The sequence below is a fragment of the Aestuariibaculum marinum genome, assembly GCF_014596975.1.
GTDB lineage: Bacteria > Bacteroidota > Bacteroidia > Flavobacteriales > Flavobacteriaceae > Aestuariibaculum > Aestuariibaculum marinum.
This window is the reverse complement of record NZ_JACVXD010000001.1, coordinates 680,545-706,819: the sequence shown is the minus strand read 5'-3', so window position 1 is coordinate 706,819 and position 26,275 is coordinate 680,545. Positions and strand designations below refer to the sequence as shown.

Below are 26,275 nucleotides of genomic sequence, written 5' to 3'. Positions count from 1 at the left end.
AGCAAGCATTATGACAAAGATAAAAACACAATATAATCGTCGTTCATTTTTGAAAATATCAGCTGCTGCAGGCGGAGGGATGCTTATTGGCTTTAGTTGGTTAACCTGTTGTGTTTCTGGAGGAAAAACTGAAGAGGCTCTGGCGATTCCTAATGAATGGTTCGAGATTAATGGTTATATAAAAATTGGAGATACGGGTTTAGTTACCATTTATTCTCCAAATCCAGAAATAGGGCAGAATGTGAAAACGTCTATGCCAATGATTGTCGCTGAAGAGCTCGATGTCGATTGGAACAATGTCATTGTAGAGCAAGCTCCGTTAAATACAGGCTTTTATCATAATCAGGTAGCGGGAGGAAGTCAGTCTATTCGTAAAGGTTGGCATGCTTTGCGTATGGCAGGAGCTACAGCCAGACGAATGCTTTTAGAGGCTACGGCAAAAGCCTGGGGAGTTGAGGTTATAGCCTTAACGGTTTCAGGTGGAATTATTAAAGAAATTAATGGTGATCGTACCATGGGCTATGGCGACATTGCTGTTCAGGCTGTTGCTATGGAAGTACCTGAAGAAGTTGAACTAAAAGATATAAAGGACTTTAAGTTAATATCTACAAGTGTAAAAAACGTTGATGGTAAAAATATAGTGACCGGTAAACCTTTGTTTGGTTTGGATTTTAAACGCGAAGGCATGAAACTGGCTATGATTCAGCATCCACCAGCATTCGGTATGAAGGTGAAAGATTTTAATGAAGCTGAAATTAAAGCTATGCCTGGTATACAAGATGCTTTTATTGTCGATATCTCTGTTCCTGAACCCGGATATTTTGATGAAAAAGGATATCAGCAGTTGGTAGCGATTGTCGGCGATTCGACCTGGCAACTTATGAAAGCTAAAAAAGCACTTAAAACGAATTGGGAAGCGGTTAGCGAATTAGAAAATTCTGAAGATCACATGAAACGCATGGAGGGAACTCTGGCTTCAGGTGAAATGCATGAAAGTCGAAAAGATGGCGATCCGGAAGCGGCTTTTAAAAAAGCTTCAAAAGTTATAGAGCGTACCTATAGTTCGCCTTTTCTTCCGCATAATACTATGGAACCCATGAATTTCTTTGCAAACGTTACAGAAACGTCTGCTGAACTTATTGGTCCGACACAAACCCCACAGGCTTTGGAAGGTTCTGTATCTAAATTATTAGGGTTGCCTATTGAAGATGTTACGGTAAATATGACGCGTATGGGTGGTGGTTTTGGCCGACGCTTATATGTGAATTTTGGAGTTGAAGCCGCGGCTATTTCAAAACAAACAGGAGCACCGATAAAACTAATCTATACCCGTGAGGATGATATGACGCAAGGCACCTACAGACCAGCGTATTTAACAACCTATAAAGCCGGGTTAGATGAGAACAACAATTTAATTGCTTTTTCGGTCAAGGGGACAGGTTTACCGGAAAGTCCGGTGTTTGAACATCGTTTTCCGGCGGGTACGGTAGATAATTATTTAGCGGAAAAGGCCAGTACTCATACCAATATAACTACAGGAGCATGGCGCGCGCCCAGATCCCATTTTACGGCAGGAGCCGAACAATCGTTTTTAGATGAGGTGGCTGAACTGGCAGGAAAAGATCCTATCGAATTCCGTTTAGAATTGTTCGATCGGGCTATTTCAAACCCCGTAGGAAAGCGAAACGATTATGATGCTAAGCGTTATGCAGGTGTTTTAAAGTTGGTAAAAGAAAAATCCAATTGGGGACAGTCAATGCCAGGAATCCACCGTGGTGTGGCAGCTTATTTTTGTCATAATAGTTATGTTGCGGAGGTCATTGATATAGCCATGGAAGACGGTAAGCCAAAAATCAAAAAAGTCTGGTGTGCTGTAGATTGTGGTATTGTAATAAATCGTGATGCTGCTAAAAATATGGTACAAGGTGGTGTTGTTGATGGTATTGGTCATGCCATGTATAGTCAGTTAACGTTTAAAGAAGGAACGCCACAAGAAAATAATTTCAATACCTATCGATTAATACGTCATTCGCAGGCACCAGAAGACATAGAAGTATTTTTTGTTGAAAATGATATAGACCCTACAGGTCTTGGGGAGCCGGGATTGCCACCGGCTGTTGGAGCGTTAGCAAATGCACTGTATCAGGCTACTGGCGAACGTTATTATCATCAACCATTTATGTCATTAAAAACTGTAATGGGATAATAATCAGAATTAACAACAAAACAAACTATGACACACGAATTCAAAACACTTGTTGAAACTGCTATTGACTGGAAAAAGGGAGGTTTTCAAGTTGTATTAGCAACGGTTGTGGCTTTAGATGGCTCATCTTATAGACGTCCTGGAGTTAGAATGTTGTTAAACAACAAAGGGTTCTGGAAGGGCGCTGTAAGTGGCGGTTGTGTAGAAAAGGAAGTATATCGCGAATCACAAAGTGTTTTTGAAACAGGACAGCCGAAAATGATGAGTTATGATGGGCGTTATCGCTTGGGGTGTGAAGGGGTGTTGTACATTTTATTAGAGCCTTTTGATCCTGAAGAAGCATTTATTGAAGCTTTTTTCAAGAGTATTGACGAAAGGAAGTCTTTTACGATTTCCTCGTATTATGAAAATCAAGAAGGGGAATTTAAAGGAATGGGATCAGTAATAGATTTAAATATGGAGTTATTTTCAATTGGTGGTGTAGATATTCTTAGAGAGGAAAAAGGGCAGTCAGCAGTTTTTAAGCAAGATCTGTCACCTTGTTTTAAACTCCTTGTTATTGGAGCCGAACACGATGCTGTTAAATTATCTAAATATGCATTGTTAACGGGCTGGGAGGTTACTGTTATTGCAAGGTCTAATGAGTTGAAATCGGCAGAGCATTTCTCTGGTGCTCATTTTATGCAAATCATGGCTCCTGAAAATATTAATGCGATGCAAATAGATCAGCAAACAGCTGTTGTGTTAATGACACATAATTTTGCAATAGACTTAAGGTATCTGGTTGCTTTAAAAGAAACAACACCCAATTATATTGGTTTATTAGGATCAACAAGACGTCGCGACGACTTATTATCGCAATTTATTGAATACTGCCCTGAGGTTACCGATGAATTTCTAGATGTTATTTATGGACCCGCTGGGATTGATATTGGTTCGGAAACTCCAGAAGAAATAGCTGTCTCAATAGTTTCAGAAATTTTAGCAGTTAATAGAAATCGAGAAACGTATTCCCTTCGAAAAAAATCAGGAAAGATTCATTCAAAGTCCAAATAAGTTAATGAATCCATCTTCTCAAATAGCTATGGTAATATTGGCTGCAGGGGCTTCTAAGCGAATGGGGGAGCCAAAACAATTGTTATTATGGGGAGATACCACTTTGTTAGAGCACAGTATTGAAACGGCTCTTGATGTAAATGCTAATCATGTTTACTTGGTTTTAGGAGCAAATTATAAAACATTAAAGAGTAAGATTGAAAGTCGTCCTGTGGAGATTATTTATAACCCCGATTGGGAAAAGGGATTAGGAAAATCCATTTCAAAAGCAGTAACTTATTTAAAGAATTCTAATTTGAAATTTGATGGCGTTTTGTTTTTGTTAGCTGATCAACCTTTTATCACTTCAGATTATTTAGAGCAAATGATAGGGGCATTTAAACCTAAAAAAGAACAAATTATAGCGACATCGTATGTAGATGGAGAAAATGGTGTTCCTGTTTTATTTGATGCTGTTTATTTTACAGAATTAGAAGCTTTGAATGAAGATAAGGGCGCTAAGCAAATTCTAAAAAATCATAAACAGAAGGTTGAAATTTTATTTAGTGGTACTAAAAACATAGATTTGGATACTCAAACCGAATATGTACACGCTTACCAGGCGAAATTTAAAAAGTAATATGAGTTCTTCTCCTCAAGATAAAGCAAAAACACCGGAAACGTTTTCAAACTTAAAAGTAAAAACGCCACCAAAAAATAGTGCTGGAATACCAGGTTTAACTTCAGTAATTGGTCAGGTTTCAAAGTACATGAATTTCTCTGATGCTTTAAAGGTGTCACGTAAAATGAATCAGAAGGGAGGATTTGATTGTCCGGGGTGCGCCTGGCCTGATCCTGATGATGAACGTTCTATGTTGGGGGAATACTGTGAAAACGGTATGAAAGCGATGGCAGAAGAAGTACAGAATAAAACCATTGGTGCTGATTTCTTTTCAAAATATTCTGTTGATGAACTGGCAAGTTGGAGCGATTTTGAAATCGGGAAATCCGGTCGCCTGGCAGAACCGATGTATTTACCGGAAGGTGCGACACATTATCAGCCCATTTCCTGGGAAGAAGCGTTTGCTAAAGTAGGAGCTCATTTAAACGGTTTAGATTCTCCCGATGAAGCCGTGTTTTATACTTCTGGACGAACAACCAACGAAGCGGCTTTTTTATATCAGTTATTTGTTCGTGAGTTTGGAACAGCTAATTTACCCGATTGTTCTAATATGTGTCACGAGGCTAGTGGTAAAGCCTTATCCGAAACTTTAGGTATCGGTAAAGGTTCGGTGACTTTAGATGATTTATATAAGGCAGAATTAGTGATGGTTGTTGGGCAAAATCCGGGAACAAACCACCCAAGGATGTTGTCGGCATTGGAAAAGTGCAAGAAAAATGGCGGAAAAATCATTTCTATAAATCCATTAGCTGAAGCTGGTTTGGCACGGTTTACAAATCCGCAAAACCCTTTAAAACTTTTAACGGGTGGAACAAAACTAACCGATGTTCATGTTCCCGTAACGATAAATGGAGATGTAGCCCTTTTTAAAGCTATTTTATTAAAGTTACTAGAAGCCGAAGAGCAGAACGGAAATGTTTTCGATAAAGCATTTATTAATCAGTTTACTCAGGGTTACGACAGTTTTATTACCGATTTAAAACAATATAGTTTTTCAGATTGTTTGAAGAAATCAGGAGTATCACAAGCTATTTTTGATGTTGTTTTCGATTTAATTTTAAATCACGATAAGATTATTGTGTGTTGGGCTATGGGTTTAACGCAACATGAAAATGCGGTAGATAATATACGGGAGCTTGTTAATTTATTATTGCTAAAAGGAAGTATTGGTAAAGAAGGTGCAGGTACTTGTCCGGTGCGTGGACATTCCAATGTACAGGGCGATAGAACCGTAGGGATTTGGGAGGCGGCACCTCAAAAGTTTTTAGATAAAATTGAAGCAAAGTATGGTTTTACACCAACAATCAAGCACGGCTATTCGGTGATTGAGGCTATTAAGGCGATGTACGAGAAAAAGGCTAAAGTCTTTTTTGGTTTGGGCGGCAATTTTATTTCTGCTGTGCCTGATACTTTATATTCTGCACAAGCCTTGTCAAATTGTAACTTAACAGTTCACGTGAGTACCAAACTAAACCGTTCGCATTTGGTTACGGGTAAAGAAGCTTTGATATTACCGTGTTTAGGGCGAGCCGAGAAGGATTATCAGAAAACTGGTGTGCAAATTCAGAGTGTCGAAAATTCTATGGGGGTGGTGTCGTCTACCAAAGGCATTTTAGAGCCATGTTCCAATGCCTTGATTAGTGAAGTTGCTGTTGTGTGTGGTGTGGCGCATGCGACCCTTAAGGAAAAGTCAAAAATTAACTGGCTACAATATCAAGATGATTATAATTTGGTACGTTCTGATATTGAGGACGTCGTCGATGGTTTTGATGATTATAACAGTAAGCTAAAACAACCATCAGGTTTTTATTTGCCCAATGGTGCGCGTATAAGACAATTTCATACCAAAACAGGTAAAGCCAATTTCTCTATCAATAAATTACCGTCCTGGGAATTAAAAAAGGATCAGTTAATAATGATGACCATTCGTAGTCACGATCAATTTAATACCACGATTTATGGTTTAAACGATCGATATCGCGGTATTTTTAACGAAAGACGAGTGATTTTAATGAACCGTGAAGATATGAGAGTTAGAAACCTTCAGGAACAACAAGTGGTTAATATCCTATCGGAATTTAAAGGAGTCATACGTAAAGCAGAACAGTTTAAGGTTGTGGGTTATGATATTCCTGAAGGCTGCTGTGCTACGTATTTTCCGGAAGCTAATATGCTAGTGGCTTTAGATAGTTTTGCTCATACAGCGAAAACACCGGCATCGAAGAGCGTCATCGTAACTGTCCAGGCAAATTAGAAAACTTCATTCTTTAGTAACACAATACAAATTATTTTAATTAATACGTAGAAAAAGGCATTTCAATTTGTGAATTTATCAATAATTCACACAATAATAGATTTTCATAAATTAAATTAAGTATTATTACGTAGTTTTTGCTTATGTTTGTAATGTAAAATACGTAGTTATGAAAAAAATAATTGTTGTAGGTAACGGAATGGTGGGTTACAAGTTTTGCGAAAAGTTTGTAGCTGAAGCCGAAAGTCAAGCTTATAAAATAACGGTTTTTGGTGAAGAACCAAGACCGGCGTACGATAGGGTGCACTTAAGTGAGTATTTTGAAAACCAAGATGCCGAAGCTTTAGAGATGGCACCAAGAGCATGGTATGAAGAACATGGTATTGAATTGATAACGGGTGAACGTGTTGCTGATATTCATAGAGCGAAGAAAACCATAACTACGGCTAAAGAGCGTGAGTTTGAGTATGATTACTTAGTGCTAGCGACAGGGTCTTCACCTTTTGTGCCTCCTATCAAAGGTGTTGAGAAAAAAGGGGTTTTTGTTTATAGAACCATAGAGGATTTAGAGGGTATGCTCGCTTATGCTGCAGAGTTGAAAGCTAAAAACCCGGAGGCTAAAGCTGCTGTTTTAGGTGGTGGATTATTAGGGTTAGAAGCAGGTAAGGCGGTTTTAGATATGGGCTTGGAGCCTCATATTGTAGAGTTCGCTCCTAAATTAATGCCAAGACAATTAGATACCAGAAGTAGTCAGGTTTTAAAATTAAAACTAGAATCGATAGGTTTAAATATTCACCTAAGTAAAGCGACGAATCAGATTTTGGGAGGCGATGCGATTACAGGAATGGAATTCGGAGAAGATGATGTTTTAGATGTTGATATGTTAATTATATCGGCAGGTATTCGACCAAGAGATGAACTGGCAAAAACCTGTGATTTAGAAATGGGGGTGCGTGGCGGTATTGTTGTCGATAATAAAATGCAAACCTCCGATTCTAATATTTATGCTATTGGAGAAGTGGCTCTTTATAATCAAATGATTTATGGATTAGTGGCGCCTGGCTATGATATGGCGGGAATTGCAGTAAAGCAGATTTTAGGAGAAACAGAATGTTTGATGCCTGCTGATATTGATATGTCTACAAAATTGAAACTGATTGGAGTAGATGTAGCTAGTTTTGGAGAGCCCTTTATGCCCGCTAGTAAAGGACATTCCATCATTTTTGAAAATAAAACACAGCATTTATATAAACGAATTAATGTGAGTCTCGACGGTAAATCGCTTCTTGGAGGTATTCTTGTAGGAGATGCCGCCGATTATAACATGCTACATCAGATTTATCTAAACGGGATGAAAATTCCTGAAGATCCATCCCAATTGATTTTACCAGCCAGTGAAGGTGGAGCCTCTTTTGGAAGTGTGATGGATTTACCAGATACAGCGCAGGTGTGTTCTTGTGAAAGTGTAAGTAAAGGGGCTATTTGTTGTTCGATTACAGAAAACGGCAGTAATAATTTAGGCGATGTGATTACTGAAACAAAAGCAACTACTGGTTGCGGTGGATGTAAACCAATGGTGGTCGATTTAGTGAATGAAACCTTGAAATCTTTAGGAAAAGAGGTTAAGGAGGTTATTTGTGAGCACTTTAGTTTTAACCGTCAGGAATTATACGATTTAGTGAAAGTAAATCAGGTGAAAGATTACGATGAAGCTTTAAACCTGTTTGGTGACGGTGATGGATGTGAGGTTTGTAAACCGGCTTTAGCATCGATTTTTGCTACGATTACTATGGAAACCCCGAACAAGCAATTCGCTATTCAGGATACTAATGATAGATTCTTAGCAAATATTCAGCGTAACGGAACCTATTCGGTGGTACCAAGGGTTGCCGGAGGAGAAATTACACCAGATAAATTAATTGTTCTGGGGGAAGTTGCCAAGAAGTATGATTTGTATACGAAAATTACTGGAGGTCAACGTATCGATTTGTTCGGAGCGCAAATTCATGAGTTACCACTCATTTGGAAGGATTTGATTGATGCAGGATTTGAAAGTGGTCATGCTTATGGCAAATCTCTACGTACGGTTAAAAGTTGCGTAGGATCGACCTGGTGTCGCTACGGTATGCATGAAAGTGTCACCTTTGCTATTGAGATTGAAAATCGATATAGAGGACTGCGAAGTCCACATAAATTAAAAGGCGGTGTTTCTGGTTGCATCAGAGAATGTGCCGAAGCTCGAGGTAAAGATTTCGGATTGATTGCTGTTGATGGAGGTTGGAATCTTTATGTCTGTGGAAATGGTGGGGCAACTCCAAAACATGCTATTTTGTTCGCTGAGCAATTGGATGATGAAACAGCAATTAAATATCTAGATCGTTTCTTAATGTTCTACATTAAAACAGCAGGACCTTTAGTACGCACAGCGCCGTGGTTAGAAAAATTAGAAGGCGGTATTGAATATCTGAAAAAGGTAGTAATCGAAGATTCGTTGGGGATTGCAGATGATTTAGAACGAGAAATGAAAGGACTGATTAATAAATATGAATGCGAATGGAAACAAGCTATTGAAGATCCAAATATTGCTAAGCGTTTCAAACATTTCGTGAATTCTGATGATACAGACGATAACTTGGTGTTTGTTCCAATGCGTGAGCAGAAAATGCCTCAAGCTTGGTAATTATTCAACTTTAAAAATATAGAAAAATGCAAGACATACTTAGTCAATATAATTCAGTAACCGAATCCGATGTTACAACATGGTTTGAAGTAGGAACAGTGTCCGATTTTCCAGAAAACAGTGGCGCGTGTATTAAGTACAAAACCAAGCAAATAGCGGTTTATAATTTTGTAAGAAAAAACAAATGGTATGCCGCGCAAAATCTTTGTCCGCATAAAATGGAAATGGTGCTGTCGTTAGGAATGATAGGAGATAAGGATGGTATTGCCAAAGTCGCCTGCCCGATGCACAAAAAGAATTTCTCTCTGGAAGACGGGTCGAATTTAAATGGCGATGATTTAAAAATTGCGACTTATCCTGTTAAAATTAAAGACGGAAATGTGTATATTGGCTTTTCAGACTAATATATATACCAAACCAAATGGAACCAACAAGATTTGAAACTGCCATAGCTTTAATTGATAAAAAAAATTCAGAAGACCCTAACGTATATCACAGCCACGGGGTAGATTTTCCAAAGGAGTTGTTGTACTCGCAACGTATGTCTCAAAAACTATTACAGTTTAAACCGAATGCGTCAAGGGCCTTGCAATTAGCGGCCAGAGCACAACATATTTGTCGTTGGAAAATTGCAAGGGACGAGTATCCAATGGATCGCGTAGGGTATTTAAAATGGCGTGAAACACTGAAAAAAATGCATGCTGAACTAACAGCGGATATTTTAAAAGAAGTAGGGTATGATGATGAATTTATAGATCGCGTTTCCTTTTTAATCAATAAAAAATTAATCAAGAAAAATGAAGAGAGTCAGACAATTGAAGATGTTATTTGTCTGGTGTTTTTAGATTATTATTTCGAAGAGTTTGCTGCTAAGCACGAAGACGAAAAGGTGATTGATATTCTTCAAAAAACATGGGTTAAAATGTCTGAAGAAGGGCATGAAGAAGCCTTGAAAATTAAGTTTTCAGAAAAAAGTTTAGCTCTTGTAAAACAAGCGATTTCTTAAACCATATTTAAACATGACAAATAACGGTAATTCATTAGATCAGCGTACGTTTGATAAGTTAAGCCGTTTATACATTATAGCTTTAAGTACCATTGCTCTTTCGGTAATTATAAGCCAGATTCTTATTCGTAAGCATTTAAATGCCCAACAAAGTGACTCGACGGTTATCAATGTTGCGGGTAGACAGCGTATGCTTAGTCAGAAACTCACAAAAGATATTGTAACACTTTCTACTGAGCAGGAATTAGAAGAGCGTATTTTGCTTAAAGATAAAATTAAAGCAACACTAAAACTTTGGGAAACCTCGCATTATGCCTTACAGGAAGGCAATGATAGTTTGGGGCTTCCTGGAGAGAATAGTGACATTATTGCAAATAAATTTCAGAAATTAAATCCAACATTTAATATTATAAGTGGTGCAGCAAAAGCGATTATAGAAGATATCGAAAATGTGCCGCCGTTACCAAATTCTGCCTTTTCAGAAGATATAAAAAAGGTAAGACAAAATGAAGGTGAATTTTTGTCTGTCATGGACGAAATTGTAAATCAGTATGATTTAGAAGCGAACGAAAAAGTAAGCTGGTTGCGTAGCTTAGAGATGCTACTTACCATATTAACACTTATTATTTTACTGGCTGAATTTTTATTCATTTTCTGGCCAACAGCAAAGTCGGTGAGAGCTACTTTAGCCGAGTTATTATTCGCCGAGCAACGTGCCAAAAAAATGGCAATTGATGCCGATGAGCTGAGTGCAGCCAAAGAAAAATCGATGCGTGAATTACGAGCCTTAAATCACGCTATGGATGAAACCTTATTGTTCGCTAGAATAACTCAAAATGGTAGCGTTGTTCATATTGGAAAACGATTTTCCAGATTGTTTAAGTTTTCTGGGTTTAATATCACGACAAGTTTCTCAGAAGTGATTTCTATTCATGAAAAGGAGCAGTTAGCTCTGGAGGGTATCATTTCAAAAAGTAAGAAAACAGGTTGGCAGGGTGAGGTTAAAGCAACAACTAAAGATCATAAAGATATATGGTTAGAGATGGCTATCATTCCCTTTAGTCCGACCGATGACCGTTCAGAATTGTTGATTATAGCTTCAGATATTACTACTCGAAAAGCTGCGCAATTAGAAATTGAGCGCTTAACAAAAGCAAGTTTTGAAGAGAAGATAGATCAACAGAAAATCATTTCAAGTAAAATTATTGAAAACCAGGAAAAGGAACAGAATCGCATTGCTAAAGATGTTCATGATGGTATTGGTCAAATGCTTACAGGTTTAAAATATAATTTAGAAAGTATTGATATTTCAGATATCGAGAAAACAGCCACCAAAATTGAGCATTTAAAAGAGTTGACTTCAAATATTATTAAAGGGGTAAGGACGGCAACATTTAATTTAACACCACCTGAATTAACAGATCATGGTATAGTGCCGGCATTAAATAAGTTAACGCATGAATTGTCTAAACTAACCAGCAAACATATTGTGCTCTTTAATAAAACAGATTTTAATCAACGTTTAGATTCTTTGGTTGAAATTAATATTTACCGTATTGTCCAGGAGGCTATTAATAATGCGATTAAATATGCTGACTCTACGCATATTTTAGTGTCTTTATCTCATAGTGAAAATATTTTAAGTATTGTTATCGATGATAATGGAAAAGGTTTCGATCCGACCAAAGTGAAAAAGGTGAAGGAAGGTGATGGCGGTATGGGAATGACCTTTATGAGAGAGCGAATCAAGTATATAGAAGGACGTTTCTTTATTCATTCAGAGAAAGATAAAGGCACCCGTGTAACTTTAAATATTCCTATTAAAGAGTAAGTATTTTCACTTAAAATTTATATTTTTGCTACGTAGGTTCTTTATGTGATTAAAGCTGTTTAAGTAGAACTTTCAAAATTTTAATATATCACTTTAGTGATGAAATAAATAATATTATGAGTGTTATAAATGTAGTTTTGGCTGATGACCATGTTTTAGTTAGAGATGGTATTAAGGCGCTTTTAGAAGATCAGGACGGTATTCAGGTAATTGATGAAGCTTCAAATGGATTAGAAGCCTTAGAGGTTATAAAAAAGCAAAAACCTCATTTGTTAATTGTTGATATACGTATGCCGGAAATGAACGGTATTGAGGTGGTTCAAAAAATTAAAGAAGAACATATTAACGTAAAAACACTCGTACTTTCTATGCATGATTCTGAAGAATATGTGGTAAAGGCTATTCAAGCTGGAGCTGATGGTTATTTACTTAAAGGGGCTAGTAAAGAGGAATTTTTAAAGGCTTTGAATAGTATAGCTGGTGGCGGTAAGTATTTTACTGGAGATGTGTCGGCTATTATTATGAATAATTTTGTGAGTGGTAATGCTACAGCAACGGCTCCGAAAATAAAGAAAAAAGCTAAAGATCCATTTAACTTAACGAAACGTGAACGCCAGATTCTTGAGCTTGTTCTACAATTAAAGAACAACAAAGACATAGCAGAAGAGCTGGATATAAGTAAGCGTACAGCAGAAGTTCATCGTTTTAACCTAATGAAGAAATTAGAGGTTAAAAACCTAATGGAGCTAAGTAATAAAGCCAAAGAATATCAGCTGGTATAGCCTTGTTTGGTTTTTAAAGTTTGTTGATAATAGTATATTGACACTTCATTATATTCAGTTTTTACCATATTCCTAAAAATTTATTTTATTCTTTGACGATACCTTATTTGTTATTAAATACGTATTTTTATTTTTTAAATTAAGTATTTATACTTAATTTTGTACGTATAAGGATGTTCTTTTGTTGGTGTGAATTTAAATAATTCGATGGCAAATCATCTTTAAAAACACAAGTTATGGTTCGTTGTATTAATGAATAGTGAATGGAAAGAGGTTCTTTTTATTGTATTCTTAATAATGACAGCAGAACGGCTTTGTGTTTAAAAATTGTTTTAAATTAGTGTAAAACGCAGTGGTTTATGTTAAAAAATGAAGTAAAAACAACGTGTTCGTATTGCGGCGTAGGGTGTGGTATTATTGTAAAAAAAGATAGCAACAATAAAATCTATGTAGAAGGCGATAAAGATCATCCGGTAAACAAAGGGATGCTGTGTTCAAAAGGTATGAACTTGCATTACGTGGCAAACGATACAAGTGATAGAATTCTATATCCTGAAATGCGCTGGAGTCGTTCGCATCCTCGTGAGCGTGTTAGTTGGGACGACGCTTTAGACCGGGCTGCTAGTGTTTTTAAATCTATAATAAAAAAACATGGCCCAGATAGTGTTGGATTTTATGTGTCCGGACAAAGTTTAACAGAAGAATATTATATAGCCAATAAGTTAACTAAGGGCTTTTTAGGAACCAATAACATCGACACCAACTCACGACTTTGTATGAGTTCTGCGGTGGTTGGATATAAGAAAACGTTTGGGGAGGATAGTGTACCAATTTCGTATGCTGATATTGAACTGGCAGACTGTTTTTTAATTACAGGTGCTAATCCTGCATGGTGTCACCCAATTTTATTTCGTCGACTGGAAAAACATAAAGAGGAAAATCCGGATGTGAAAATTATTGTGGTGGACCCTCGTAAAACTGATACGGCGAACTTTGCTGATATTCATCTGCAACTCATTCCTGGTACCGATATTATTCTATATAATGCCATTGCGAGAAGTATTTTTGAGCGTGGGTTGATTAATGAAGAGTTCATAAATAATTATACTGAAGGTTTTGATAAATACAAAGAACAGTTAGGAGAAACCACGGTTAAGGAGGCTTCAAAGTTATGTGGTGTTTCTGAAAAAGATATCAGAAAGGCAGCAGACGTCATTGGTCTGGCTAAAGGCTTTATTAGTATGTGGGCCATGGGGCTTAACCAAAGTGTTGTTGGAACCGATAAAAACTTTGCCTTATTAAACCTGTCTTTAATTACTGGACAAGTTGGAAAACCGGGATCTGGACCGTTCTCATTAACGGGACAGCCAAATGCCATGGGGGGACGTGAAGTAGGAGGTATGGCTAATTTGTTGGCGGTACATAAAGATTTAATGAATGAGGAACACCGTCGTGAAGTAGCACAATTTTGGGGAGTTGATAAAATTTCCCCTACCCCTGGATTAACTGCTACGCAAATGTTTGATGCTTTAGAATCTGGAAAACTAAAGGCTATCTGGATTGCTTGTACAAATCCTTTAGTAAGTTTGCCTAATACACATCGTGTAGAAAAAGCCATGAAGAATGCAAAGTTCGTTGTGGTTCAGGATATTTCTTTTAAATCGGATACAGTAGCTTATGCTGATTTAGTATTGCCTGCTGCCGCCTGGCTAGAAAAAGAAGGAACCATGACAAACTCTGAGCGTCGCATTTCCTATTTACCAAAAGAGATTAATGCTCCGGGTGAAGCCAGGCCAGATGTGGAAATTTTCTGTGATTTTGCTCAGCGTATGGGCTTTAGAGGATTTAATTATAATAGTGCTGAGGAAATTTATGATGAATACGCGGCAATGACGAAAGGAACTAATATTGATGTTTCCTTTTTAAACTACGATAGATTAAAAAATGAGGGGACCTTTCAATGGCCTGTTTCTGAATACAGGCATCCGGGAACACCAAGATTATTTCAGGATAAAAAGTTTTATACACCTTCGCAGAAAGCCATTTTTAATATTCCCGCAGGTATTGTAAACACATCACTTCAACCCAACGAAGCGTATCCGTTAATTTTAACTACTGGTCGTGTTCGTGATCAATGGCATACCATGACTAAAACCGGTAAGGTGTCTCGTTTAAAAACACACTATCCAAGACCTGTTTTAGAAATAAACCCCGTAGATGCGTATTTATCTAAAATAAAGGATGGCGACATCACGGAAATAAAAAGTGAAAATGGTACCGTTCGGGTTCGTGCGAAAGTCACAGAAAACATAGGTAAAGGTGTAGTGTTTTTGCCTATGCACTGGGGTAAGCAATTACAGAGTGACTTAAACCGCGCTAACAATTTAACCAATACCCATATCGATCCGCAGTCTAAGGAGCCGGACTTTAAGTTTACACGTGTATCAGTTTCAAAATATAAAAAGCCAGTAGAAAAAATAATTATTGTAGGTGCTGGAGCTGCAGCGTTCAGGTTTGTTCAGAATTATAGAGAAAATAATCAGGCCGATGAAATACATGTGTTTTCTAAAGAACCAAATTTGTTTTACAATCGGGTATTGCTTCCGGAGTATGTTACTGAAGAGTTGACCTGGGAACAACTTCTAAAAATTAAGCAAACCGAATTAAATAAACTGGATATTAAAATTCATCCGGAAACGTTAATCGATAATATAGATTCTGAAAATAAGGTTGTTACCGATAGTCATGGCGAACAGCATATATTTGATAAGTTAATATTGGCAACAGGTAGTCGAGCTTTTATTCCGAAGGATGTTCAAATTAATCTTCCTGGTCGTTTTACTATGCGAAATAAAGGTGATGCCGATAGTTTTAAAGCTTATCTGGATGCTACGGGATTACCTCCAGAGGAGCAACACATCGTTATTGTTGGGGGAGGTCTTTTAGGGTTGGAGCTTGCAGCCGCTATGAAGCATAAAAACGTGAAGGTTACTATTATCCAGCGTGCATCACGATTAATGGAACGTCAGTTAGATGCCATTTCAAGTAAATTATTAGCTTTAGATGTTCAGGAACGCGGCATTCAGATTTATTTTGATAATGAGGTGAGCACCGTCTTTGATGATGAAGATACTGGAGAGCTAAACATTACTTTAAAGAGCGGTAAGTTTATTACAGCTAACGCTATTGTCTACGCCATTGGTACCATACCAAATGTTGAAATTGCTCGTGAAAACGGAATTGTTTGTGGTCGTGGTGTTAAAGTAAATCAGCACTTGCAATCGTCGCATCCGGATATTTTTGCCATTGGAGAAATTGCAGAATATAAAAATCAGTTATTTGGAATTACCTCGGCAGCCGAAGAGCAAGCCAATATCCTTTCAAATTACATTGCAGGTGATATTAGTGAGGCTTACAATGGATCGGTATTGATGAATATTTTAAAGTTTAATGATCTTAATTTATGTAGTATCGGCGAAATAAAAGTCCCGGAAAACGACGATTCTTATGAGGAAGTTATCTTTACGGATATTTCAAAACGATACTACAAGAAATGTATTGTAAAAGACGATTTACTAATTGGTGCGGTTTTAATGGGGGACAAAAATGAGTTTGCCGAATTTAAAACCATGATTGAGAGTAAAACTGAAATGGCCGATAAACGGGATACCTTGCTTCGAGGTGCTTCAAACGATGTGCCTGTTATAGGTAAATTGGTGTGTTCATGTAGTCAGGTAGGAGCAGGGAATATAGAGGAAACCATAAGTAACGGCTGTACAGATTTTACTGAGCTTTGTAATAAAACCGGAGCTGGATTAGGTTGCGGAAGTTGTAAAACGGAGGTTAGGGAAATTTTAAACAGTACAAAGGTTTTAGCATAGTGATTATGAAAAATAAGACAAAAGAATCATACCGATTAAGAATTAACGGCGGTGTACTTTCGCCGGGTGAGTTGAAATATATTTGTGAAGCTGCAGAGAGTTTAGGTTTAGATGCTATTTCATTTGGTTCGCGTCAGGATATTATTTTTCCTGAAGAAATTGATAAATCAATGTTCAGTCAATTTGATAAAATTCAGTTTATCAAACCTAAACGAGACGGGATGGAAAATATCGTATCCTCTTATGTGTCAGCCGATATATTGCCAAGCACTTCCTGGTTAACCAGTGATCGATACCTTTATGTTTTAGAGCAGTTTAAGCATAAACTAAAACTACGTGTTAATATTACAGACCCGAAACAGCGGTTGGTACCTCTATTTACCGGAAATGTAAACTTTGTAGCTTCAGAACATGAAGATTACTGGTATTTATATGTGAGGCTTCCGGAATGGAAAAAAACAGTCATGTATCCTGCTCTGATTTATAGCTGGGATATGGATAAAATAGAACTGGCCATTGAAAAGGTTTTAATTGAAGAACCCGAAAATATAGAAACCCTTTTCGAGTTGGTAAGTGATGCTGTAGATACCAATAACAGAACTGTAGACCGACCATTGGAAGTACCGTTTTATCCGTTTCCTTATTATGAAGGTATGAACCGTTTTGGTGATAAGTATTGGTTAGGATTGTACTGGAGGAATAATCGCTACGATATCAGGTTTTTAAAGGCGATGTGCGATTTATGTGCCGAGAATAAAATAGGAAAAATTTCCATCACACCATGGAAATCCTTTATAGTTAAAGGGATTCCTATGAAGTTTAAATTACAATGGGAACGCTTTTTAGGAAGCTATGGTATTAATGTGCGCCATTCTATGCTGGAGTTAAACTGGCACTTGCCGGTATTTGATACTGCGGCATTAAATCTTAAGAAGTATTTAGTAACTAATTTTGATCAGAATGATATTAGTACCTACGGACTTACTTTTGGTGTGGCCAATTACGAGAGTAAAACCTATCATTTCACTTCTATTGTTATTGAAAAAAACAAGCAGCCGGAAAATCTTGGAGACTTCATTATCCGTGACACCTATAATTTGTTATATGCTAAAAATTTCGATCCAAACACACGCGAATATATCATGCATGTTCAGGATGTTGATAAGGTAGAACTTCCTGGTTTGCTTATGGAACTTAGTAAACTGTATTTTGAACAATTGGGAATGGAACGTGAAGAGGAAGCAGAAATAAATGTTGTTAAGGATGTAAATGAGGAAGAAGTGTATCAGTGTAAAGATTGTTTAACAGTTTACAATGAATCTTACGGCGATCTTACGCAGGATATTTCGCCAAATACACCTTTTGATAGTTTACCGGAAACTTATGAATGTTCTATTTGTGAAGCTCCTAAAAGTAGTTTTGAGAAAAAGGTACTCGTTAAATAATAAAATTTTAAATCCATCCGTCTATACTTTTTTACCATTCATCTACACTTAATTCAAAATAAACGAAATCAAATGCGGTTTGAACGAATTAGTAATATTTTTGAAGTTCATTTTGATTGGATTTATTCATGAACAACGTATTGAACATATTACTAATTGAAGACGATGCCATTGAGGTGATGAAATTGAACAGAGCAATTTCGTCTTTAAATCTAGATCATAATATAATTGAAGCAAATAATGGTGAAGATGCCCTTATGCTTCTAGAACAAAACGAAAACCTTCCGGATATTATTTTATTAGACTTGAACATGCCAAAAATAAATGGTGTGGAGTTTTTAAGTATTCTAAAAAATAATGAGGTTTTAAAATATGTTCCAACCATTATTCTTACGACATCAAGCAATCAAAAAGACTTGTTAGAGTGTTATAAAATAGGTATTGCAGGATATGTTTTAAAACCATTGAAATACGACGAATACGTTTTAAAAATTGAAAACCTATTGAACTATTGGAGCATGAATGAGCTTATAAAGGCTTAATTAATAATTCTCAGCTTCAGTATCTAACCCAATAACAATACCGTTTATAAAGTAAATCCTACGTTTTTACTTTCAATTCTCGTCTAATAGTTGTTACTTTACTAAGAGAAATAAAAATCTCGTACCCTAATTTTAATACCAAATTAATGAGTCAAGATGTAATTGACATATTAAAACAGCAATTAGCTGAAGAAAAGGCTGCACGTATTTCTTTGGAAAAGGAACTTTCTGAAGCTAATAAAAAGTTAGAATATATTAACCTCAACTTGCAGGATGGTTACGAAGGGATTGTTGATGCTTTTCTGATAATGAACTTGTCTGGAAACATTCTCAAAATGAATGAAAGTGCCCGAAATATTCTTGATTTTAAAGATGATGGTATAGGGTATAACCTGATGTCGATGGTAAATCCGGAGGATTTAGAAATGGTAAGTACTTCATTTAAGCAACTCTTAAATGAGGGTGTCATAACCAACTTCGAACTAAAGATTAAAACACCATTACAGAACTATAAGGTTGTTCAAATTAATGGAAATATACTTTACGAAAACAATAAGCCTGTCGCAGCACAAGGTATAATTCGTGATATTACAAAAAGTAAAGAAGCTGAAGAAAAACTTAGAGAGTCTGAAAACCGTTTAACAACGGTGATTTCAAATCTGGATAAAGGTATTTTATTGGAAGATGAAAACAGAAATATTATTGTTACCAACAGTAAGTTCTGTGAGTTTTTTAATATTCCTTTAAAGCTAGAGGAGATGGTTGGTTACGATTGTAGGGTAGCAGCAGAACAGGCTAAACATTTGTTTAAAGAATCAGACGCTTTTGTTGATCGAATTGAAGAAGTAATTGACGGCTGTGAAATGGTTTTAGGAGAAGAATTGGAGATGATTGATGGTCGGGTATTTGAGCGAGACTATGTGCCTGTTTTTAGAGATGGCAAACACAAAGGGCATTTGTGGACCTATAAAGATTTTACCATAAGACGTCAATATCGAGAAAACCTGGATCAGGAACGTTTAAAATACCGAAACGTAATTACAAAAATGAATCTGGGATTGGTTGAAGTAGATCTTCAAGATTGTATTACCGTTGCCAATGAAAATTTTTTAAGGATGTCTGGCTATTCTGTTGAAGAGCTTATTGGCATCGATGCAAAAAACTTATTTAAGTTTGATAAGCAGTTTATGGAAGAGAAACGTGAAAATCGAGATCAAGGTTTAACCGATTCTTATGAAATTAAAATGATTACCAAAGCAGGAGAAGAACGGGATTGGTTAGTGAGTGTGGCACCTAATTATGATAGTACAGGTAATATGATTGGCTCTATTGGTATTCATTTAGATATTACCGATGTTAAAAGTTTAGAACGTGAAAAGGTAAATTTACTAGAAGCTTTAGAGCGTAGTAATAATGAATTACAGGAATATGCACATATTGTATCGCACGATTTAAAATCGCCCTTACGTAGTATAAATGCTTTGGTTAATTGGATTAAAGACGATAATAAAGGGGCATTGGATGTCCAAACTATACAGAATTTAGGACTTATTGAGACCACACTGGAGCGTATGGAACAATTGATATCCGATGTGCTGTTATATTCAAGTATTGGTTTTTATGAGAGTGAAAAGGAACCTGTTAATGTGCAGGAGGTGGTTCAAGATTTATTACAAATTTTGTTTATTCCTGAACATATAACCGTGTATATATTAAAACCTCTACCCGTTGTTTTTGGACATAAAACTAAAATACAACAGTTGTTTCAAAACCTAATAAGTAATGCCATTAAGTTTATAGATAAAGAGAAGGGCTTAATTTATATTTCCTTTGAGGAACAGCCCGATTGTTATCAGTTCTCAGTGCAAGATAACGGTATGGGAATTGATAAAAAATATCACGATAAAATATTTAAGGTGTTTCATGCTTTAAAGAAGAGTAATGATTCAACTGGAATAGGACTTTCTATTGTTCAAAAAATTGTGGAATTACATAACGGAAAGATATGGCTGGAAAGTAAACCAAACAAGGGGACAACCTTTTTCTTTACATTAAAAAAAGGACCAAATGGAGCAGCCTAATATGTCATACATTCAAAGCATGTCTGGGGGAGATAAAGTCTTCGAGCAAAAGCTTATAGGTGTTATTAAACGTGAGTTTCCAGAGGAAAAGGAAGTCTTTTATGCGAATTTAAAAGCCGGAAACTACTTAAAGACGGCAGACAATGTTCATAAACTTAAACATAAAATTCTTATTTTGGGCCTCGAAAAAAGTTATCATACAGCGGTGTCATTTGAGGATGATTTAAGAGAAGGAAAAACACATTTAAGCGCTGATTTTGAGGCTATTTTAATAACCCTAACAGATTACTTGAAAACAATATAATCGAGCTCTATGAATTGTATAATTATTGACGATGAGGAAACTGCAAGAGCAATTATTAAACAAATGTGTTCTTTAGCAGATGGCTTAACTGTTTTAGAAGAATTTCCGAATGCAATTCAGGCTATGAAATATTTAAATCAGAATGAGGTCGATTTAATATTTCTTGATATTCATATGCCCGATTTTACCGGCTTCGATTTTATTCAATCGTTGAAAAATCCACCGAAAATAATTTTAACAACATCCGATTCTAAATTTGCTATCGATGCGTTTGAATATGATTGTATTATAGATTATTTGGTAAAACCGGTATTACCTGCCCGTTTTGAAAAAGCTGTTTTAAAAGCTAGAAAGACAGAATTAAAGCAAGAAGTGGTTATCGATTCTGAGCCCAAAGAACAGACTACTTCCGATAACGATTTGTATGTGAATATAGACAGGCGCTTGATTAAAATAGATATTCCGAGTATTTATCTCATTGAGGCGAAAGGCGATTATATTAACATAAAAACGCAAACTAAAAACTACACCGTCCATTCTACATTAAAGAAGATTGAAGAAAAATTACCAGCCGATTTGTTTTTAAAAGTACACCGTTCGTATATTATTAATGTTGATGAAATTGTTGATATTGAAGATAATAGCGTGCTTATTAAAAAATATGTGGTTCCTGTTAGTCGTTCAAACCGTCCTGAATTAATGAATCGTTTAAACCTTCTTTAAGAGTTTAACTTAAGAATTCTGTCATTCGTCTAAACAAAATTTTCATTCAGCGAAAAATAAAAGATAACTCTATTTCTTATAAATATCTTTGCTACAGGTAAATAACAGTGGCGGGTTATTTTTAAGTGTTTTAACTTTTCATATTTTTTTAAGTTGAGTTATTTACCTAATAATGTGTTATAGTATGGGTGAGTAGTCCATGCGCAGGTAAAAATAGAGGGACATTTATGTTTGAATGATTAATAGCAAAACTTCTATTTATAAAGGCAAAAACGAAAGTTTTTGCCTTTTCTATTTTATCTAATACAGTATTTAAAGGCTTTTAGCTGAAGAAGTATTGTTAGTATCACACTTATCAAATTTATGTTTCAACTAAAGGAAATTACCATTCGTCTACAGTAATCTGAATTCTGCCTAAAATTATATCGGTGTTACCTGGTAAAATGACACATTTGTTATAGATAAAAATCAATGTTTAATGAGATTAGCCATAATTACAAATTACCCGATTAGCCAGGACAGACTAGGTGATTATGCTTATCGTTTAGTTAAACATTTTAGACAAAACGAGTCGATTTCTGAAATTGTTTTGTTAACAAATGATGCATTCGAAAAGAAGGGCTTGTTTTTTAAAGAATCGGGTTGTAAAATACAAGTAAAGCCTTGTTGGGTGATGAATGGCTTATTGAATGTTTTTACAATAAATAAAGCAGTAAAGGAAACTAAACCAGAAGCTGTGCTGTTCGATTTTAAAAAATCGATGTTTGGAGACAATAAAGTAGGCAATGGTTTAGGAATGGCATTACCGTTTTTGTGTAGACTTAAGAACATATCAAATATTGTTGTTTGGCATGAGGTTTATGATGAAGATCAATTTAAGTCTGTTACAAAATTTTTTGTCAGACGATTAAATAAATTAATGCAATTGGCTGATGGTATTGTTGTAAGCAAAGTTTCTCATGAGCAATTGTTAAAAGAAAAATATAACGCTAAACATATAACTTTTGTACCTCAAAATATTAATATCCCCGAAGATCTTAAAGTCTCTCAACTAACTAAACTAAACCAAATTGCCAACTTCGGGGATATTATTGAGTACAGAACAACAGAAGAATTAAGTAGGGAAACAAAGGAGTTGATTTCGATTAATAAAGTGGTTGATGTTTGTATGGATATGTTTCAAAATATAGCAAAAGAGAAGGCATATTTATACGAAAAAAAGGTGAAGAAATTCATCTTGGAAACAAGTTAGTGTATTTAAGGGTTACTCTCTCAATATTTGGTTAAAAACCAAATTTTAACCCTATCTTCGAGGAAGTCTATTTAGACTTCCTTGATTTGTTTTAGTGAATTATCCGCCTATAGTTATCATGCTACGGTTTTGATTATGGCGCTCTGGCTCTTGCAGTTTCTCTAAAGTATTCATACCACCACGTACTTTAAATTTAGCTTTTACGGCTTTTTCAATAATAGGTTCTATTGGTTTTCCGGCACGTAGTGTTCCTAAAATATCAGATTCTGTAGCCGAGAACAAGCAGTTTTTTAATTGGCCGTTGGCTGTTAATCGCAGTCGGTTACAAGAATCACAAAAAGGGTTAGTAACCGAACTAATAATGGCAAAACTACCAGCAAAGTCTTTTATTTTGTAGTTTTTAGAGGTGTCGTTGGGAGCATCTTGTAAACGTTCAACAGAAGTTTCAGGAAACGATTCGAAAACATGATTCATAATGTCTTTATAAGATACCATTTTACTCATGTCCCACCTGTTACCATCAAATGGCATAAATTCAATAAACCGAACTGAAATTGGTAAGTCTTTTGTAAAATGAATAAAGTCGATGATTTCATTATCGTTAAAACCTTTCATTAAAACCACATTAACTTTTACGTTAAAACCTTCTTTTATTAAAAGTAAAATGTTGTTGTAGACTTTTTCAAAATTATCTCTACGGGTAATTTCTTTGAATTTATCACGATTCAAGGAATCTAAACTGATGTTTAGGTTTTTTACACCATTAGTCTTTAAGATATCAATAAATTTATCAATTATAACTGCGTTTGAGGTGATCGAAAGTTCTACGGGCAACGACGCCAGTTTTTCTAAAACCACATTGAAATCTTTTCTAACGAGCGGTTCCCCTCCGGTTAATCTAATTTTTGATACGCCATGTTTTACAAAGGTTTTGGCAATATCATAGATTTCTTCGTAGGTCATTAAGTGTCTTTTAGGAGACAATGGCACACCTTCTTCGGGCATGCAATATGAGCATCGTAGATTACAGCGCTCAATTAACGAAATACGTAAATAGGCGTGTTCTCTTCCAAAGGTGTCTTGTAATATGTTTTTTGTCTTTTTCATTTAATCATGTCTTGCGCCTCGAAGTACTCCGAAGATGTGTAAAATGGAAGGGAATACCGCATCCATAGATTCTTTAGCGCCGTTTGTAGAACCCGGTAAGGCTAAAATTAATGTGTTTTTAATTGTTCCTGCTACACTTCTCGATAGCATGGCATACGGTGTTCTTTCCTGGCCGTAATTTCTAATCGCTTCTTCAATTCCAGGAATACGACGGTCTAAAATAGGAATTAAGGCTTCGGGGGTGACATCACGATTTGAAAGTCCGGTACCGCCAGTGTAAATTACTAAATCGATTCCTTTTTCCTGATAGGCTTTGGCTTTATTTTGAATGATTTCAAGTTCATCAGGAATAACAATGTAATCTTCAACTTTTAAATTACTGGTTTCTAGCTTTTCAATAATGGCTTTTCCTGCTTTATCTTCTTTTTCGCCTGCCGAAATGGTGTCGGAACATACAATAACAGCAGCTTTAATATCAGTTCTAAATCGGTTTTTAAAATCAGATTTACCGCCTTTTTTGTTGAGTAATTTGATGGCGTGAATTTCAATGCCTTTATCGATAGGTTTAAGCATGTCGTACATATTCAACGCTACAACACTAGCGCCATGCATGGCTTCGACTTCTACACCGGTTTTGTAAATTGTTTTTACGGTAAATAAAATAGTTATTTCTAATCCGTTCATTTCGTATTCTACACCAGTATACTCAATAGGTAAGGGGTGGCAGTCAGGTAAAATATCAGGTGTACGCTTTACGCCAAGTAATCCGGCGGCTTTACTCATGGCTAAAACATTACCTTTCGGGACTGTATCATTTTTTATTGCTTCAATAGTTTCAGGTTTACTTACTTTAACAATGGCTTGAGCCGTAGCAATGCGTAGTGTGGTATTTTTATGTGTAATATCAACCATAATTGGTTTGTGCTTTTTTGTAATTAACTATTTTTCTTCCACTGATGTGTGTCGTCTTCAAAAATTTCCTTTCCAAAAACGGGAACATGTGCTTTTATTTCTTCAACAATATATTCTAAAGCTTTAAAAACGACTTTTCGTCTTGGTGAAGACACAAAAACAAACAGACATATTTCACCGGCTTTTACCGTACCTAAACTGTGATAAATATGCATGCAGGTTAAATTGAATTTTTCAAATGCAGCTTCTCGAATTTCATGGAATTTTTTGTTAGCCATATCTTCATAGGCTGTGTATTCAATTGCTGAAACTGTTTTGTCATTAATAACATCGGCACGGACTTGTCCTAAAAATATATTATGAGCGCCGATACTGGTTTTCGTTTGATGTTTAGCAATAGAATTCCCAATAAATTCTGATGAAATTGCACCTTCCTGGAACACGTTTTTTATTTTTTTATCTGTCATTATTCTTGATTTTGATGTATTAAGTACTCAATAATATCTGGAGCCCCTTCTTTAAGGCTGAAGCAGTTTTCTATGTTTAAATCCTGTAATATGGAAACCGCTTTTTTGCTTCGCATACCTGACTGGCAAAATATATATTTGTCTTTATCAGGTTGAATTTGATTGAGGTGCCGGTTCAATTCGCTTAAAGGAATAGATGTGATTGCTATGCCATCAACTTTTGGGGTTTCATGTGTTTCTCGAACATCGATGAGCTGAATATTATTTAGATGTAAAATATCTTCAATTGAAACTGTTTTTGATGGTATTTCACAAAACACTTCGGTAGATTTTGATGTAAAATGGTCTTTGTTTTTGAGAATTTTTTCAATCTCATGATTGTTTTTAGAAATATTTAAAACAGTTGTTTGGCTATGAAGTGCATTGTAGCAAAGTAATTTCCCTGTAAGTGTATTTCCAATTCCTAAAACAATTTTTAAAACCTCATTCGCTTGCATCGTACCAATAATTCCTGGAAGAACTCCTAAAACACCAATCTCTGAGCAATTTGGAACCGAGTTTTTTTCAGGAGCTTCGGGAAACAGGCAACGGTATGTTGGTCCGTCTTGATAATTAAAAACCGAAACCTGGCCTTCAAACTTATAAATGGCCCCGAAAACCAAAGGTTTATTGGTAATCACACAGGCATCGTTGATTAAATAACGCGTTTCAAAATTATCGGTGCCGTCCACAATAATGTCGTATTGTTTAAAGAGCTCTAAAGCGTTTTTATGAGTTAGTTTCTCTTGGTAAGCAATAATGGAAATGCTATCGTTTAAATCTTCCAGACGTTGTTTTGCTGCTAGCGCTTTGTTTTGACCAACTGTGGCGGTACCAAAAAGAATTTGACGCTGCAGGTTGGTGATATCGACCACATCGAAATCTACAATACCAATTGTGCCAATACCTGCAGCCGTAAGATATTGCAGAATAGGGCAACCCAATCCGCCTGCACCGATAACGAGAACTTTTGCATTCGAAATTTTGTCTTGACCACTTTGGCCAATTTCAGAAAGTATAATATGTCTACTGTATCTATTCATAAT

General features: G+C 36.0%; 20 protein-coding genes. 16 read left to right on the top strand and 4 right to left on the bottom strand.

Annotated elements, in window-relative coordinates:
* The first annotated feature begins 10 nt into the window (after nt 1–10).
* From ICJ85_RS03135 to ICJ85_RS03060, 16 genes are all read left to right on the top strand, one after another.
* Nucleotides 11–2,206 carry a molybdopterin cofactor-binding domain-containing protein gene (locus tag ICJ85_RS03135; protein WP_188222306.1) on the top strand — a complete coding sequence of 732 codons (2,196 nt, stop codon included), beginning with the start codon at nt 11–13 and terminating at the stop codon, nt 2,204–2,206.
* A gap of 27 nt (nt 2,207–2,233) precedes the next feature.
* Nucleotides 2,234–3,262, top strand: a complete 1,029-nt coding sequence (locus ICJ85_RS03130) for an XdhC family protein (protein WP_188222305.1) — start codon at nt 2,234–2,236, stop codon at nt 3,260–3,262.
* A 4-nt stretch (nt 3,263–3,266) separates the two neighbouring features.
* Nucleotides 3,267–3,881: a nucleotidyltransferase family protein gene (locus ICJ85_RS03125; RefSeq protein ID WP_188222304.1), complete on the top strand. Its 615-nt coding sequence runs from the start codon at nt 3,267–3,269 to the stop codon at nt 3,879–3,881.
* 1 nt (nt 3,882) lies between these two features.
* Nucleotides 3,883–6,177, top strand: a complete 2,295-nt coding sequence (locus tag ICJ85_RS03120) for an FdhF/YdeP family oxidoreductase (RefSeq protein WP_188222303.1) — start codon at nt 3,883–3,885, stop codon at nt 6,175–6,177.
* A gap of 169 nt (nt 6,178–6,346) precedes the next feature.
* On the top strand, nt 6,347–8,857 hold the full coding sequence (nirB, locus tag ICJ85_RS03115) for a nitrite reductase large subunit NirB (RefSeq protein WP_188222302.1): 2,511 nt from the start codon (nt 6,347–6,349) through the stop codon (nt 8,855–8,857).
* A gap of 26 nt (nt 8,858–8,883) precedes the next feature.
* Nucleotides 8,884–9,261 (top strand): nitrite reductase small subunit NirD, encoded by a 378-nt coding sequence (gene nirD, locus ICJ85_RS03110; protein ID WP_188222301.1) that lies wholly within the window; start codon nt 8,884–8,886, stop codon nt 9,259–9,261.
* A 17-nt stretch (nt 9,262–9,278) separates the two neighbouring features.
* Nucleotides 9,279–9,863, top strand: a complete 585-nt coding sequence (locus ICJ85_RS03105) for a DUF4202 domain-containing protein (RefSeq protein ID WP_188222300.1) — start codon at nt 9,279–9,281, stop codon at nt 9,861–9,863.
* Between the two features lie 13 nt (nt 9,864–9,876).
* Nucleotides 9,877–11,694 carry a sensor histidine kinase gene (locus ICJ85_RS03100; protein ID WP_188222299.1) on the top strand — a complete coding sequence of 606 codons (1,818 nt, stop codon included), beginning with the start codon at nt 9,877–9,879 and terminating at the stop codon, nt 11,692–11,694.
* 116 nt (nt 11,695–11,810) lie between these two features.
* Complete coding sequence (locus tag ICJ85_RS03095) at nt 11,811–12,476, top strand: response regulator transcription factor (RefSeq protein WP_188222298.1); 666 nt, start codon at nt 11,811–11,813, stop codon at nt 12,474–12,476.
* A gap of 359 nt (nt 12,477–12,835) precedes the next feature.
* Nucleotides 12,836–16,357, top strand: coding sequence for a nitrate reductase (locus ICJ85_RS03090; protein WP_188222297.1), 3,522 nt, complete (start codon nt 12,836–12,838; stop codon nt 16,355–16,357).
* A 5-nt stretch (nt 16,358–16,362) separates the two neighbouring features.
* Nucleotides 16,363–17,802, top strand: a complete 1,440-nt coding sequence (locus ICJ85_RS03085; RefSeq protein ID WP_188222296.1) for a rubredoxin — start codon at nt 16,363–16,365, stop codon at nt 17,800–17,802.
* Between the two features lie 128 nt (nt 17,803–17,930).
* A complete protein-coding gene (locus ICJ85_RS03080) occupies nt 17,931–18,344 on the top strand; it encodes a response regulator (protein WP_188222295.1) in 414 nt (137 codons plus the stop codon).
* Between the two features lie 146 nt (nt 18,345–18,490).
* Nucleotides 18,491–20,425 carry a PAS domain-containing sensor histidine kinase gene (locus ICJ85_RS03075; protein ID WP_188222294.1) on the top strand — a complete coding sequence of 645 codons (1,935 nt, stop codon included), beginning with the start codon at nt 18,491–18,493 and terminating at the stop codon, nt 20,423–20,425.
* A complete protein-coding gene (locus ICJ85_RS03070) occupies nt 20,412–20,729 on the top strand; it encodes an Hpt domain-containing protein (protein WP_188222293.1) in 318 nt (105 codons plus the stop codon). The genes ICJ85_RS03075 and ICJ85_RS03070 overlap by 14 nt, the downstream gene beginning before the upstream one ends.
* A gap of 9 nt (nt 20,730–20,738) precedes the next feature.
* Entirely contained in the window at nt 20,739–21,452 is a 714-nt protein-coding gene (locus tag ICJ85_RS03065) for a LytR/AlgR family response regulator transcription factor (RefSeq protein ID WP_188222292.1), read from the top strand.
* 478 nt (nt 21,453–21,930) lie between these two features.
* The gene (locus ICJ85_RS03060; RefSeq protein WP_188222291.1) at nt 21,931–22,704 is read left to right on the top strand and encodes a glycosyltransferase family protein; all 774 of its coding nucleotides are present in this window, start codon (nt 21,931–21,933) and stop codon (nt 22,702–22,704) included.
* Nucleotides 22,705–22,803: 99 nt separating this feature from the next.
* Here ICJ85_RS03060 and moaA read toward each other — a convergent pair whose 3' ends face one another.
* Genes moaA through moeB form a run of 4 tightly spaced genes read right to left on the bottom strand, consistent with a single transcriptional unit; the run spans nt 22,804 to nt 26,272 of the window.
* Complete coding sequence (moaA, locus tag ICJ85_RS03055) at nt 22,804–23,811, bottom strand: GTP 3',8-cyclase MoaA (protein ID WP_188222290.1); 1,008 nt, start codon at nt 23,809–23,811, stop codon at nt 22,804–22,806.
* The gene (gene moaCB, locus ICJ85_RS03050) at nt 23,812–24,723 is read right to left on the bottom strand and encodes a bifunctional molybdenum cofactor biosynthesis protein MoaC/MoaB (protein ID WP_188222289.1); all 912 of its coding nucleotides are present in this window, start codon (nt 24,721–24,723) and stop codon (nt 23,812–23,814) included.
* A 23-nt stretch (nt 24,724–24,746) separates the two neighbouring features.
* Nucleotides 24,747–25,190, bottom strand: a complete 444-nt coding sequence (locus ICJ85_RS03045) for a molybdenum cofactor biosynthesis protein MoaE (protein WP_188222288.1) — start codon at nt 25,188–25,190, stop codon at nt 24,747–24,749.
* Nucleotides 25,190–26,272: a HesA/MoeB/ThiF family protein gene (gene moeB / locus ICJ85_RS03040; RefSeq protein ID WP_188222287.1), complete on the bottom strand. Its 1,083-nt coding sequence runs from the start codon at nt 26,270–26,272 to the stop codon at nt 25,190–25,192. The genes ICJ85_RS03045 and moeB overlap by 1 nt, the downstream gene beginning before the upstream one ends.
* Nucleotides 26,273–26,275: the final 3 nt, after the last annotated feature.

Bases quoted from the DNA above. Each gene is read 5' to 3' on its own strand.
- ICJ85_RS03135 (WP_188222306.1), top strand. From the start codon at position 11: ATGACAAAGATAAAAACACAATATAATCGTCGTTCATTTTTGAAAATA.
- ICJ85_RS03130 (WP_188222305.1), top strand. From the start codon at position 2,234: ATGACACACGAATTCAAAACACTTGTTGAAACTGCTATTGACTGGAAA.
- ICJ85_RS03125 (WP_188222304.1), top strand. From the start codon at position 3,267: ATGAATCCATCTTCTCAAATAGCTATGGTAATATTGGCTGCAGGGGCT.
- ICJ85_RS03120 (WP_188222303.1), top strand. From the start codon at position 3,883: ATGAGTTCTTCTCCTCAAGATAAAGCAAAAACACCGGAAACGTTTTCA.
- nirB (WP_188222302.1), top strand. From the start codon at position 6,347: ATGAAAAAAATAATTGTTGTAGGTAACGGAATGGTGGGTTACAAGTTT.
- nirD (WP_188222301.1), top strand. From the start codon at position 8,884: ATGCAAGACATACTTAGTCAATATAATTCAGTAACCGAATCCGATGTT.
- ICJ85_RS03105 (WP_188222300.1), top strand. From the start codon at position 9,279: ATGGAACCAACAAGATTTGAAACTGCCATAGCTTTAATTGATAAAAAA.
- ICJ85_RS03100 (WP_188222299.1), top strand. From the start codon at position 9,877: ATGACAAATAACGGTAATTCATTAGATCAGCGTACGTTTGATAAGTTA.
- ICJ85_RS03095 (WP_188222298.1), top strand. From the start codon at position 11,811: ATGAGTGTTATAAATGTAGTTTTGGCTGATGACCATGTTTTAGTTAGA.
- ICJ85_RS03090 (WP_188222297.1), top strand. From the start codon at position 12,836: ATGTTAAAAAATGAAGTAAAAACAACGTGTTCGTATTGCGGCGTAGGG.
- ICJ85_RS03085 (WP_188222296.1), top strand. From the start codon at position 16,363: ATGAAAAATAAGACAAAAGAATCATACCGATTAAGAATTAACGGCGGT.
- ICJ85_RS03080 (WP_188222295.1), top strand. From the start codon at position 17,931: ATGAACAACGTATTGAACATATTACTAATTGAAGACGATGCCATTGAG.
- ICJ85_RS03075 (WP_188222294.1), top strand. From the start codon at position 18,491: ATGAGTCAAGATGTAATTGACATATTAAAACAGCAATTAGCTGAAGAA.
- ICJ85_RS03070 (WP_188222293.1), top strand. From the start codon at position 20,412: ATGGAGCAGCCTAATATGTCATACATTCAAAGCATGTCTGGGGGAGAT.
- ICJ85_RS03065 (WP_188222292.1), top strand. From the start codon at position 20,739: ATGAATTGTATAATTATTGACGATGAGGAAACTGCAAGAGCAATTATT.
- ICJ85_RS03060 (WP_188222291.1), top strand. From the start codon at position 21,931: ATGAGATTAGCCATAATTACAAATTACCCGATTAGCCAGGACAGACTA.
- moaA (WP_188222290.1), bottom strand. From the start codon at position 23,811: ATGAAAAAGACAAAAAACATATTACAAGACACCTTTGGAAGAGAACAC.
- moaCB (WP_188222289.1), bottom strand. From the start codon at position 24,723: ATGGTTGATATTACACATAAAAATACCACACTACGCATTGCTACGGCT.
- ICJ85_RS03045 (WP_188222288.1), bottom strand. From the start codon at position 25,190: ATGACAGATAAAAAAATAAAAAACGTGTTCCAGGAAGGTGCAATTTCA.
- moeB (WP_188222287.1), bottom strand. From the start codon at position 26,272: ATGAATAGATACAGTAGACATATTATACTTTCTGAAATTGGCCAAAGT.